The organism is Mesorhizobium dulcispinae, assembly GCF_033977345.1.
GTDB classification, from domain to species: Bacteria; Pseudomonadota; Alphaproteobacteria; order Rhizobiales; family Rhizobiaceae; genus Mesorhizobium; species Mesorhizobium dulcispinae.
In genome coordinates this window covers 200,942-213,744 of the sequence record NZ_JAVIIY010000009.1, presented here as the reverse complement: position 1 = coordinate 213,744, position 12,803 = coordinate 200,942, and the positions used below count along the sequence as shown (strand labels likewise).

Sequence of the window (12,803 nt, the reverse complement as noted above, 5' to 3'; positions counted from 1 at the left end):
CGGGCTTGGCTGCGGCCAATCACCCCCACTCCGGCCCTTCGGGCCACCTCTCCCCCTGCCGGGGGGAGAGGAAAAGCTTGTCGCACGCTTGGCGCCTTTCCTCTCCCCCGGCGAACGGGAGAGTGGTCTGCGAAGCAGACCGGAGTGGGGGTCGACAGCTTCAAGAGGCATCGTCATGACCGCCTCCGACGCCGGCGCCCTCTCCCGCCGCGAATGGCTGCTCAGCGAGCGGCCGGCCTCGCGCATGCAGGCAAGGCTCGGCCGCGCCTATGTCGCGTGGCGGCGCTTCACAGCCAACCGTCTGGCCTTCATTGGTTTGCTCATCATCCTCGCGTTGGTGGTGATCGCCGCCCTTGCCGGCGTGCTGGCGCCCTACTCGCCGACCGTGGGTGACCTGAAGAACGCCCGCCTGCTGGCGCCGAGCGCCGCGCACTGGTTCGGCACCGACGACCTCGGCCGCGACATCTATTCCCGCATCGTCTACGGCTCGCGCTGGACGCTCTATGTCGTCATCCTCGTCGCCATCATCGCTGCTCCCATCGGCCTCCTGGTCGGCACCGTCGCCGGCTATGCCGGCGGCTGGACCGATGCGATCCTGATGCGCATCACCGACATCTTCCTCGCCTTCCCCAAACTGGTGCTGGCGCTGGCCTTCGTCGCGGCGCTCGGGCCCGGCATCGAAAACGCGGTGCTGGCGATCGCCATCACCTCCTGGCCGCCCTATGCGCGCATCGCCCGCGCTGAGACGCTGACGGTGCGCAACTCCGACTACATCAAAGCGGTGCAGCTGATGGGTGCCTCGCCCTTCCGCATCGTGCTGCGCCACATCATGCCGCTCTGCATCTCCTCGCTGATCATCCGGGTGACGCTCGACATGGCCGGCATCATCCTCACCGCCGCCGGCCTCGGCTTCCTCGGCCTCGGCGCGCAGCCGCCGCTGCCCGAATGGGGCGCGATGATCGCTTCGGGCCGCCGCTTCATCCTCGACCAGTGGTGGGTGGCGGCGGCACCGGGTGCTGCCATCCTCATCGTCAGCCTCGGCTTCAACCTGCTCGGCGACGGCCTGCGCGACGCGCTCGACCCACGGAGCGGCGACCAGTGAGCGGCAATCCGGACAAGCAGAAAAAAGGGGCGCTGCTCGAGGTCGACGACCTGCGCGTCACCTTCCCGACGCGCACAGGCGCTGTGCAAGCGGTGCGCGGCGTCTCCTTCTCGCTCGGCCGCGAGCGGCTGGGCATCGTCGGCGAGAGCGGCTCCGGCAAGTCGCAGACCGGCCGCGCCATCATGGGCCTGACCCCGCCGCAGGCTGAGGTGTCGGCGAAAAAGCTCCGCTTCGACGGCATCGATCTGCTCTCCGTGTCATCCAGCCAGCGCCGCGCGCTGCGCGGCAATCGCATCGCCATGATCCTGCAGGATCCGAAATATTCGCTCGATCCGGTGATGACCATCGGCCGCCAGATCGTCGAGACGCTGCGCACGCATGAGAAGGTCGGAAAGGCCGAGGCGCGCGAGCGCGCGCTGGAGATGCTGCAGGCGGTGCAGATACGCGATCCGGCCCGTGTCTTCGACCTCCACCCGCATGAAGTCTCGGGCGGCATGGGCCAGCGCGCGATGATCGCCATGATGCTGATCGCCGGGCCGGAGCTGATGATCGCCGACGAGCCGACCTCAGCACTCGACGTTACCGTTCAACTCGATGTGCTCAACATCCTCGACAAGCTGGTCGCCGAGCGCGGCATGGGGCTGATCTTCATCTCGCATGATCTGCGCTTGGTGTCGTCCTTCTGCGACCGCGTCGTCGTCATGTATGCCGGCAAGGTGGTCGAGCAGCTCAAGGCGTCCGAGCTGCGCGATGCCCGGCATCCCTATACGCGCGGCCTGCTCAACTGCATGCCGAGGATCGGCTTCGAGCGGCATCCGCTGCCGGTGCTCGACCGCAAGCCGGAGTGGGCGGCATGACGGCCGCGATTGCCATCGATGGGCTGGAGGTTGTCTTCGATCGCTTCCGTGCGCTGAAGGGCGTCAGCCTCGAAGTGAGGGAAGGCGAGTCCTACGGCCTGGTCGGCGAGAGTGGCTCCGGCAAATCGACGCTGCTGAAAGCGATCACCGGCCTGGCGCCTGTCACTTCAGGCATCATCACGGTCAACGGCAAGGCGCTCGGCAGAACGCGCGACAAGGCCTTTTACCGCGACGTGCAGATGGTCTTCCAGGATCCTTACGGCTCGCTGCATCCGCGCCAGACCGTCGACCGGCTGCTGCAGGAGCCGTTAGCCATCCACGACATTGCCGACGGCGAGAAGCGCATCGAGCGCGCGCTGGACGAGGTCGGCCTCGGCAAGGGCTTCCGCTTCCGCTACGCGCACCAGCTTTCCGGCGGCCAGCGCCAACGCGTGGCGATTGCCCGCGCGCTCATCCTCGAACCCTCGATCCTCTTGCTCGACGAGCCGACCTCGGCCCTCGATGCCTCGGTGCAGGCGGAGGTGCTGAACCTGCTCGAAGAGGTGCGGCGGCGTCGCAAACTCACCTTCCTGATGGTCAGCCACGACCTCGCCATCATCACCCATATGTGCGAGCGGCTGATGGTGATGCAGAACGGCGAGGCGGTGGAAACGCTGACCGCAAGCCAACTGATCGGGCACCGCGTCAGCGAGGATTACACGCGCAACCTCTTGAGGGCCTCCGAGGGGTTTGTGCGGGTGTAGTTTTCTACGCCTCGTTCCTTCACGCACCCCCCCTCTGTCCTGCCGGACATCTCCCCCCTTAAGGGGGGAGATTGGCAGCTTCGGCTGCCGCACCAAATCTACAACGCTGATGAGAGGCGAAAGTCGGGGTGACATCGATCTCCCCCCTTGAGGGGGAGATGGCCGGCAGGCCAGAGGGGGGTGCTGTCCCGCCAACTTTCAAAAGCTTTGCCTAGACGACCGCCTCAGACCGTCGCGCCTTCCGCTACCGCTTCGTTGTGCCCAGTCTCGCCCTCCCGCCCCTGCTTCGGCTCCTTGATCCGGAACCACGTCACATAGAGCGCCGGCAGGAAGAGCAGGGTGATCGCCGTGCCCGCGATGATGCCGCCCATCATCGCATAGGCCATCGGTCCCCAGAACACTTCACGCGCGATCGGGATCAGCGCGAGACTTGCTGCCGCCGCGGTCAGCGCGATCGGCCGCATGCGGTGCTCGGTCGCCTCGATGACGGCCGCCCAGCGCTCTTTACCTTCGGCGACAAGGTCCTCGATCTGCACGATCAGGATAACCGAGTTGCGGATCAGGATGCCGATCAGCGCCAGCACGCCGAGGATGGCGACGAAGCCGAGCGGCGCGCCGCTGGGCACAAGGGCCGCCACCACGCCGATGAGACCGAGCGGCGCCACCGCCACCACCAGGAACAGGCGCTGGAAGCTCTGCAGTTGCACCATCAGGATGGTCGCCATGATGAACAGCATCAACGGCACCACCGCGGCGATCGGCCCCTGGCTTTTTGCGCTCTCTTCCACTGAGCCGGCGGTCTGCACCGAATAGCCCGGCGGCAGCTTGGCGATGAAGGCGTCGACCAACGGCTTCAGCTCATTGACGACGGTCGCAGGCAGCACGTCGCCCACCAATCCGGCGCGCACGGTGATCGTCGGCGTGCGGTTGCGCCGCCACACCGTCGGCTGCTCCAGGTCGTAGCGGATGTTGGCGACCGCAGCGAGCGGGATCGCGTCGCCATTGCCGGTCGGCAGCTGCATGTTCTGCAGCGTCGATATCGAGCTGCGGTCCGCCTCGCGCGAGCGCGCCACGACATTGATCAGGTAAGTGGCGTCGCGCACCTGGGTGATCGTCGCGCCGCCTACCGTGCTGTTCAGCGCGCTGGCGATGTCGGATGAGGTGATGCCGAGCTGGCGCGCCTTGTCCTGCAGCACGTCGACCCTCAGCACGCGCTGCGGCTCGTTCCAGTCGAAGGTCGGCGCCGCCAGCTTCGAATTGGCGGAAATGATGCCGGCGAATTGCTGCGCCAGCTCGCGCACGGTCTGGATATCCGGGCCGCCGACGCGGTACTGCACGGGGCGTCCGACCGGCGGCCCGAGCTCGAGCGGCTTGACGAAGGCATCGGTGCCGACGAATTCCTCGCGCAGCAGCTTCTCCAGCGCCGGCTTGACGCGGTTGCGCGCCTCGATGCTCTTGGTGACGATGACCGTCTGGCCGAAATACGGGTTGGCCGGCTGCACGTCGAAGGCGAGCAGGAAGCGCACCGCGCCCTGGCCGATATAGGATGAGAAGTGGTCGATGTCGGGATTGCCGACCAGCGCGCGCTGCTCGAAGCGCTCCATCTGGTCTCGCGTCTCGGCGATCGAGGAGTTCTGCGGCAGGTTCCAGTCGACGACCAGCTCCGGCCGATCCGAGGGCGGGAAGAACTGCTGCTGGACGAGGCCAAAGCCGGCGATGGAGGCCGCGAACAAAAGCACGGTCGCGATGATGGTCAGCCAATGGCGGCGCACCGAAAAGACGAGCACGCGCCGGAACATCGAGGTGAAGCGTCCAGGCTGGTCGTGATGCTTCGCCTTCATCGTGGCCGGCAGGATGGTGACGCCGAGCAGCGGCGCGAACAGCACCGCCACGATCCATGACACCAAAAGCGACACCGCGATCACGACGAACAGCGTGAAGGTGTATTCGCCGGCGGCGCTGTTGTTGAGGCCGATCGGGATGAAGCCGGCGACGGTCACCAGCGTGCCGGTCAGCATTGGGAAGGCGGTCGAGATGTAGACATAGGTCGCCGCCTTGCGCAGGTTGTCGCCCACCTCCAGCCGCGCCACCATCATCTCCACCGCGATCATCGCATCGTCGACGAGCAGGCCGAGCGCGATGATCAGGGCGCCGAGCGAAATGCGCTGCAGCGAGATGCCGAGATAGGCCATGACCGTGAAGGTGATGGCCAAAACCAGCGGGATCGACAGCGCCACCACGAAGCCGGCGCGCAGGCCGAGGCTGATGAAGGAAACGGCAAGCACGATCGCCACCGCCTCGAACAGCGCCCGCGTGAAGCCCGAAACCGCTTCCTCGACGATGACAGGCTGGTCAGCCACCAGATGCACGCCGACGCCGACCGGCAGGTCCGCCAGCACCGTCTGCATCTCCTTGTGCAGCGCCTCGCCGAATTCGAGCAGGTTGGCGTTGGGCTTCATGCCGATGGCGAGCCCGATCGCGTCCTGGCCGTTGAAGCGGAAGAGCGACGTCGGCGGATCGACATAGCCGCGCGTGATCGTCGCCACGTCGCTCAGCCGGAAGAAGCGGTCGTTGACGCGCAGGTTGATGGCGCGCAGGCTTTCCTCGGAGGTGAACTGGCCGCCGACGCGCACGCTGACGCGCTCCGGTCCGGACTGGATGACGCCCGACGGCGTGATCGCGTTCTGCGCCTGCAGGCTAGCGACGATTTGCTGCTGGTTGAGGCCGAGCGCGGCGATCTGGCGGCTCGAGAATTCGAGGTAGATCGCTTCGTCCTGCGCGCCGACGAGATCCACCTTGCCGGCGTTCGGCACGGTCAGGATCTTGGTGCGGACATCCTCGACATAGTCGCGCAGCTGGCGCGGCGTCAGTCCGTCGGCGGTGAAGGCGTAGATATTGCCGAAGACGTCGCCGAAGCGGTCGTTGAAGAACGGCCCCTGCACGCCTTGCGGGAACTGCGCCCAGATGTCGTTGACCATGTTGCGCACCTGCAACCAGGTCGGCACGACATCGCGCGCCTTGGTAGTGTCCTTCAGGTTGACGAAGATGACGGTCTTGCCAGCGGTGGTGACGGACCTGGTGTAGTCCAGGCTGTCTAGCTCCTCGAGCTTCTTCTCGATCCGGTCAGTCACCTGACGCACCGTCTCATTGACCGAGGCGCCCGGCCAGTTGGCCTGGATCAGCATTGTCTTGATGGTGAAGGCCGGGTCTTCCTCGCGCCCGAGATGCAGGTAGGAGAAGATGCCGGCCACGACGAAGACCAGCATGAAATACCAGACCAGCGAACGGTGGCTGAGCGCCCAGTCGGAGAGATTGAAGCCTTTCATCAGACCCCTCCCTCCGGCACTTTGACTTTCTGGCCTTCGCTGAGGCTGTGGACGCCGGCGGTGACGACGCGCATGCCGGCTTCAAGCCCCTCGGCCACCGTGAAGCTGCCGCCGTTCTTCGAAGCGATCTTGATCTCACGCGCGCTCACGCTCGAGGATTGCTGGTCGACGATCCATACCTTGTCGGCGCCGTCCTTCTGGAGCAGTGCCGAGATCGGTAGTTCTATCGTGGGCGCCACTTTCGTCATGCGGGTCGCCGTGATCGTCGAGCCCAGCCGGAACGCCGGCGGCGGATCGGTGAGCGTCAGCCGCACGCGGCGGGTGCGGGTCGACCCTTCCGCTTGCGGCGCGATCTCGCGCAGCTTGGCCTCGGTCGTGATCGAGGGCAGCGACTGCAGGATGATCTTGAACGGTGTGCCGACGGTGAGATCGCCGGTCAGTTGGTCGGGAATGTCGACCACCGCCTCGCGCGGATCGGTGCGCGCCACGGTGACGACCGTCTGACCCGGCGATACCGTCTGGCCGACCTCGGCGCCTATCGCCGTGACGACGCCGTCGAAGTCGGAGAACAGCCGGGCATAGCCAAGCTGCTCCTGCGACTTGGCCAACGCGGCATTGGCTCGCTCGACGCCGGCCGCCGCGGCTTGCCGGGCCTGTTGCGCGGCGTCGAAGACGGCCTGCGAGGTGTTGGCCGAGGCAAGCAGGGCGCGCTGCCGCTCCTCGCTGGCCGCGGCATTGGCGAATTGCGCCTGGGCATTCGACAAATCCGCTTTCGATGCCTGGACGGCGAGCTCCAGCGCCGTCGGATCGAGCGCTGCGATCGTCGTGCCCTTGCTGACGATGTCGCCGACCTTGACGTCGCGCGACACGACGCGGCCGAGCAGGCGGAAGGCAAGGTCGGCGCTGTATTGCGGCTCGACCGAGCCGGCGAAACCGAGGGTCTCGACCGACTTCGGTTCGACGATCACCGACAGCACCGGGCGGATGATCTCAGGCGGCTTCTCTTCCGAGCGCGAGCAGGCGGCAAGCGCTGCAAGGATCAGCAGGGGAGCGAGGCGTTGCAACCGGCTCATTGGCCCGCCCCCGCAACCTCGATCGTCTGTCCGGGGCTGAGCAGTTGCCCGCCTGCCGTGACAACGTTCTGGCCGGCCTCGAGCCCCTTGTCGACGACAACCACGCCGGATTCGAAGGCAAGCACCTCGATCGGCGCCGTCGTCACCGCCTTGGTCGACGGGTCGACAATCCAGACGGCCGGCTTTCCGGCGGTGGACGTCAGTGCCTGCCAAGGCAGCAGCACGGCTTTCACCGCCTTGGCGCTGACGGTGCCGATGACAGCCGCACCCAGCGGCATGCCGGCGGGCGTGTCGGGTATGCCGACCTTGACCCGGATCGATCCCGAAGCGGTGTCGACCGCCGGCGAGATTTCCCGCACCTTGCCCGCCGCCTTGACCTGCGGGTCGGAGAGCAGCGTGATCGTCACCGCCGGCGCCGAAGGCGCCTGGGCGACCAGCGTCTCATGCACGTTGAAGACGGCATCGCGGTCGCCGTCCTCGGCGATGGTGAAGACGGTCTGCGCCGCCTGCACCACCTGTCCGGCCTCGACCTGGCGCGCGGTGATCACGCCGGCCGCACCCGCCTTGAGCTCGGTGTAGGAAAGGTTCTCCTTGGCGTTGGCCAGAGCGCTTTGCGCGGCCTCGACGCTGCCTTGCGCCACTTTCATTGTCTGATCGGCGCTGTCGAAGTCGCGCCTGGTGGTAAAACCCTGCGAAAGCAGCGTCTTTTGCCGCTGGTAGGTGGCCGTGGCCTGGGTGAGCTGCGCCTGCGCGGCGTCGAGGTCGGCCTGCGCCGACCGCAGGTCCGATTCCTGCTCCTGCGGATCGATGCGGGCGAGCAGTGCGCCCTGGTCGACATGCTGGCCGACCTCGACCAGCCGTTCGGCGACCCGGCCGCCGACGCGGAACGACAGATTGTTGAGCGTGCGCGCCGCGATCACGCCGGTCAGCGAAGTCCTTGGCGCATAGTCGGCAAGGGCGACCGTCTGCGTTGTGACCAACACCGGCAGCTTCTTGTCCGCCGCCTGCTGCTTCTGGCAGCCGGCGACCGAAAGCGTGGCGGCGGCGCAGGCGAGCAGCAAAACGGTGGACGGACAAGACAAGGCGCGGAGCGGCGAAGACGGCAAGGCGGACGGTGTCGCGATCCTGCTCATGGTTCCCCTCGGCCCGCGGGAACCGCTCCTGACGGCGGCACGTCGCGGATGAAATCAGGATAGTCGATCGGAAGGAAAAGGAAACTGTTTCCGCCTGGCGATCGACCGGCTGGTTGAGATCGATTTCGGCCTTGGGCAGGACCAATCGACTGGGCCATGGTGCCAACTTGAGGAAAACGTGAAATAAGGCGAGAAGAGCTCCAAACAACGGAACGGGCCCAGTCTCGATGAGGGATGGCCCGATGAGGGACGAGATGAAGAATTCAGCCATTTCCGAACGCAAGAACCAGTCGATCTCGCGCGGCGTCGGCATGACCACGCAGATCTATGCCGACCGCGCCGAAAATTCGGAAATCTGGGACGTCGAGGGCCGCCGCTACATCGACTTCTCGTCGGGCATCGCGGTCGTCAACACCGGCCACCGCCATCCGAAGGTGATCGAGGCGGTCAAGGCCCAGCTCGACCGCTTCACCCACACCTGCCACCAGGTCGTGCCCTATGAGAGCTATGTGCGGCTGGCCGAGCGGCTGAACGGCATGTTGCCCGGCAAGTTCGACAAGAAGACCGTCTTCGTCACCACCGGCGCCGAGGCGGTCGAAAACGCGATAAAGATCGCGCGCAACGCCACCGGCCGCCAGGCGGTCATCGCCTTTTCCGGCGGCTTCCACGGCCGCACTTTCATGGGCATGGCGCTGACCGGCAAGGTCGTGCCCTACAAGGTCGGCTTCGGCGCCATGCCGGCCGATGTTTTCCACGCGCCGTTCCCGGTCGCTCTGCATGGCGTTTCAGTCGCTGATTCGCTTGCCGCGTTGGACAAGCTGTTCAAGGCCGACGTCGATCCGACCAGGGTCGCCGCCATCATCGTCGAGCCGGTGCAGGGCGAGGGCGGCTTCTACGAGGCGCCGCGCGACTTCATGACGGCGCTTCGCAAGATCTGCGACCAGCACGGCATCCTGCTCGTCGCCGATGAGGTGCAGACCGGCTTTGCCCGCACCGGCAAGATGTTCGCCATGGAGTATCATGACGTGGCGCCCGATCTTACCACCATGGCGAAGAGTCTCGCCGGCGGTTTCCCGCTATCGGCGGTCACCGGCCGGGCCGAGATCATGGACGCGCCCGGCCCCGGCGGCCTTGGTGGCACCTATGGCGGCAGCCCGATCGGCGTCGCCGCGGCGCACGCCGTGCTCGATGTCATCGAGGAGGAAAAGCTCTGCGACCGCGCCAATGCGCTGGGCGCCAGGCTGAAGCAGCGGCTGGAATCGATCCGCGAGGATGTGCCGGAGATCGTCGACATCCGCGGCCCTGGCTTCATGAACGCGGTCGAATTCAACGATGTGAAGAAGGGCCTGCCATCGGCCGAATTCGCCAATGCGGTGCGGCTGAAGGCGCTCGATAAGGGCCTCATCCTTCTCACCTGCGGCGTCTACGGCAACGTCATCCGCTTCCTGTCGCCGATCACCATCCAGGACGGCGTGATGACCGAGGCGTTGGATATTCTTGAGAGCTCGATCCGCGAGGTCCGCGCGGCCTAACCCGCGGCTCTTACTGGTTCGCTGAAGGCCGCAAGCGCTGCCTTCAGCGCATCCGGCCCGGCCGCGACCGTCTGCGGCGCGGGCGAGAAGCCGGCGCCGAGCATCTTGCGGCCGAGCATATGGTCGGCCGGACGGTTGATGGATTCGATGCCGAGCAGCCGGTTGCCTGCATAGTGGTAGATCGAGAATTTGTTCTCGGCCGGCTCGCCCAGCCCGACATGGCTGTCGCCACCTTGCGTCAGGCCGACCATCTGCAGCTTCATGTCGCCGATATCCGACCAGAACCAGGGCACGGCGGAGAAGGGTTCGGCATGGCCGAGGATGGTGCGGGCGGCGAGCCGCGCCTGGTCGGTGGCGTTCTGCACCGATTCCAGCCGCACGTCGCCGCCGGTGAACCAGTGCCGGTAGGAGGCGGCATCGCCGACGGCGAGGATTTCCGGGATCGAGCTCCGCATATGCTGGTCGACGCGGATGCCGTTGCCGGTCGCTAAGCCGGCGGCTTCCGCCAGCTCGACATTGGGCACCACACCGATGCCGATGATCACCATTTGCGCCGGCAGGCGCTCGCCGCCCGACGTGATCGCGGCCGAGACGCGGCCGCCTTCGCCTTCGAGGCGGGCAACAGTGGTGCCGGTAAGCACGCGCACGCCCATCGCCTCGATGCGCTGGCGCACATGGGCGGCGATCGCCGGCGCCACGGCCCGGCCGAGCAGCCTGTCCATCGCTTCGACAACGGTGACCTTGCGGCCAGCCGCCCGCAACGTCGCCGCGATCTCCAGGCCGATGAAGCCGCCGCCCAGGATGACGACGTCTTCGCTTTGAGCGCTCAATTCGCGGATCAGCCGCGCGTCGGCCAGCGAGCGCAGCGACACCACGCCGGCGAGCTCGCCGCCGTCGAGCTTGAGGAGGCGCGGCCGCGATCCGGTCGCAAGCACCAGCCGGTCGAAGGGAATTGCGCCGCCGCCGGAAACGTCGAGCCTGCGCGCGCCGATATCGATCCCGTCGATCCAAACGCCCGGCCGGTAATCGATGGCGTTGCCGGAATAGAAGGCTTCGCCACGCAAGGGCTGCGGTTTCGCCTCGGCATCCTTGATGAAAGTCTTGGACAGCGGCGGCTTGTGATAGGGCAGCTCGTTCTCGTCGCCGATCAGGACGACCGGTCCGTCATAGCCTTCCTCGCGCAGGCTGGCCGCCGCCTGCACGCCAGCATGACCCGCACCGACAATGACCACCCCGTTCTTCATCGCAGCCCTTTTTTGCCTTTGAAATCTAAGATCTTCCGCCAAGTGGCGATTGTCTGCCGCCGCCGCAAGAGCACAGGTCCGGGTCGCACCCAGAATGGCCGCCTGTCAATCCGGATGTTCGGCGGCATCGTTGGGTTTAAAGTTGATAATTGCAGTTTAGAATAATTCTAAACTGTTGTTTCAATTGTATTTTCTCTGTCTCGCCAGTTGACTTCCGGCCTTTCCGCCGCTTTATGGAGGGCCGCGCTCCTGGCGCATTCCTTTGATGTCTGGGCCTTGAACCCTTTCGATTGGAGGCATTTCGGTGTCTTTTGCTGATTGGCCGCGCCATTGCGCGGCAATTTTGCCTTTCCGGTCATTCGTGCCTGCGCTGGCGCCGCGCGCCTGCGGCCGCATGCCTATGTCATTGAATTTCTGAGGAGATGGGATTGATGAAAGCGACAATGACGCCGCGAATTATTGCGCCACGTTGGGGCAGCCGGCTCGCCGCGATCGGCGCCACAGCGGCGCTGACGGCGGCCGTATTCGTGCTGCCGGCGAAAGCCGAAACCGATGCGAAGGCGGTGATCAAGACTTATGCCGACATCGCGCTGGCAAAATACGAGGATTCGCTGACCACAGCGCAGGCGCTCGACAAGGCCGTCGACGCGCTCATCGCCAGGCCCTCGGCCGACACGCTCAACACCGCCCGCGATGCCTGGAAGGCCGCTCGCATTCCTTACCAGCAGACCGAGGTCTATCGCTTCGGCAACAAGATCGTCGACGACTGGGAAGGCAAGGTGAATTCCTGGCCGCTCGACGAAGGCCTGATCGACTATGTCGCCAAGAGCTACGGCACCGAGTCGGACGAGAACGCGCTCTATACGGCCAATGTCATCGCCAACCAGGAAATCGAGATCAACGGCAAGAAGGTCGACGCCTCGAAGCTGACGCCCGAATTCCTCTCCGGCACGCTGCAGGAAGCCGGCGGTGTCGAGGCCAATGTTGCGACCGGCTATCACGCCATTGAATTCCTGCTGTGGGGCCAGGACCTGCACGGCACCGGTCCCGGCGCCGGCGAGCGGCCCTACACCGACTACGATCTCAAGAATTGCACCGGCGGCAACTGCGACCGCCGCGCCGAATATCTGAAGTCGGCAAGCGACTTGCTGGTGTCCGACTTGCAGGAGATGGTCAACAACTGGAAGGAAGACGGCGCCGCGCGCAAGGCCCTGACCGACGGCGAGCCGAATGCCGCCATCTCCACCATCTTCACCGGCATGGGCTCGCTCTCTTATGGAGAGCTGGCCGGCGAGCGCATGAAGCTCGGCCTGCTGCTGCACGATCCGGAGGAGGAGCACGACTGCTTCTCCGACAACACCTACATTTCCCATCTCTACGACGCCGTCGGCATCCGCGACGTCTACCACGCCAGCTATACGCGTCTCGACGGCACAGTGGTTTCCGGCCCGTCGGTCTCCGACATGGTGAAGGCTGCCGATCCGGCGATCGACAAGGAACTGTCCGACAAGCTGGACGTGACGGTCGCCAAGATGGAAGCGATCAAGGCCCGTGCGCTGGCCGGCGAGGCCTATGACCAGCAGATCGCCGAGGGCAACGCGGAAGGCAACGCCACCGTGCAGGCGGCGATCGACGCGCTGATCGACCAGACCAAGTCGATCGAACGCGCCGTCGGCTCGCTCAAGCTCAACGCCATCGCCTTCGAGGGTTCCGACAGCCTCGATGCGCCGGACAAGGTGTTCAAGTAAGATTGTCGGGCCGGTAACAGCCAAGCGGCGCCGGGAAAGGCGCCG

At 65.8% G+C, this 12,803-nt stretch carries 9 protein-coding genes; 5 read left to right on the top strand and 4 right to left on the bottom strand.

The window, feature by feature from the left end:
* The first annotated feature begins 175 nt into the window (after nt 1–175).
* The 3 genes from nikC to RFN30_RS20555 are packed head-to-tail and all read left to right on the top strand — an operon-like array spanning nt 176 to nt 2,702.
* Nucleotides 176–1,102, top strand: a complete 927-nt coding sequence (gene nikC / locus RFN30_RS20565) for a nickel transporter permease (RefSeq protein WP_320263909.1) — start codon at nt 176–178, stop codon at nt 1,100–1,102.
* On the top strand, nt 1,099–1,959 hold the full coding sequence (locus RFN30_RS20560; protein WP_320263907.1) for an ABC transporter ATP-binding protein: 861 nt from the start codon (nt 1,099–1,101) through the stop codon (nt 1,957–1,959). Before nikC ends, RFN30_RS20560 begins: the two co-directional genes overlap by 4 nt.
* Nucleotides 1,956–2,702, top strand: a complete 747-nt coding sequence (locus RFN30_RS20555) for an ABC transporter ATP-binding protein (RefSeq protein WP_320263906.1) — start codon at nt 1,956–1,958, stop codon at nt 2,700–2,702. The genes RFN30_RS20560 and RFN30_RS20555 overlap by 4 nt, the downstream gene beginning before the upstream one ends.
* A 224-nt stretch (nt 2,703–2,926) precedes the next feature.
* On the opposite strand, the gene RFN30_RS20550 is transcribed toward RFN30_RS20555, so the two are convergent.
* The 3 genes from RFN30_RS20550 to RFN30_RS20540 are packed head-to-tail and all read right to left on the bottom strand — an operon-like array spanning nt 2,927 to nt 8,234.
* The gene (locus RFN30_RS20550; RefSeq protein WP_320263905.1) at nt 2,927–6,028 is read right to left on the bottom strand and encodes an efflux RND transporter permease subunit; all 3,102 of its coding nucleotides are present in this window, start codon (nt 6,026–6,028) and stop codon (nt 2,927–2,929) included.
* On the bottom strand, nt 6,028–7,101 hold the full coding sequence (locus RFN30_RS20545; protein ID WP_320263903.1) for an efflux RND transporter periplasmic adaptor subunit: 1,074 nt from the start codon (nt 7,099–7,101) through the stop codon (nt 6,028–6,030). The genes RFN30_RS20550 and RFN30_RS20545 overlap by 1 nt, the downstream gene beginning before the upstream one ends.
* Complete coding sequence (locus tag RFN30_RS20540) at nt 7,098–8,234, bottom strand: efflux RND transporter periplasmic adaptor subunit (RefSeq protein ID WP_320263902.1); 1,137 nt, start codon at nt 8,232–8,234, stop codon at nt 7,098–7,100. Before RFN30_RS20540 ends, RFN30_RS20545 begins: the two co-directional genes overlap by 4 nt.
* Nucleotides 8,235–8,488: 254 nt before the next feature.
* On the opposite strand from RFN30_RS20540, the gene RFN30_RS20535 reads away from it, so the two are divergent.
* The gene (locus RFN30_RS20535; protein WP_320263900.1) at nt 8,489–9,766 is read left to right on the top strand and encodes a 4-aminobutyrate--2-oxoglutarate transaminase; all 1,278 of its coding nucleotides are present in this window, start codon (nt 8,489–8,491) and stop codon (nt 9,764–9,766) included.
* Here RFN30_RS20535 and RFN30_RS20530 read toward each other — a convergent pair.
* Entirely contained in the window at nt 9,763–11,010 is a 1,248-nt protein-coding gene (locus tag RFN30_RS20530; protein WP_320263899.1) for an NAD(P)/FAD-dependent oxidoreductase, read from the bottom strand. The two genes, RFN30_RS20535 and RFN30_RS20530, sit on opposite strands and share 4 nt — an antisense overlap.
* Nucleotides 11,011–11,453: 443 nt before the next feature.
* Between RFN30_RS20530 and RFN30_RS20525 the strand changes: the two genes are divergently transcribed.
* Entirely contained in the window at nt 11,454–12,758 is a 1,305-nt protein-coding gene (locus tag RFN30_RS20525) for an imelysin family protein (protein WP_430699069.1), read from the top strand.
* Nucleotides 12,759–12,803 lie beyond the last annotated feature (45 nt).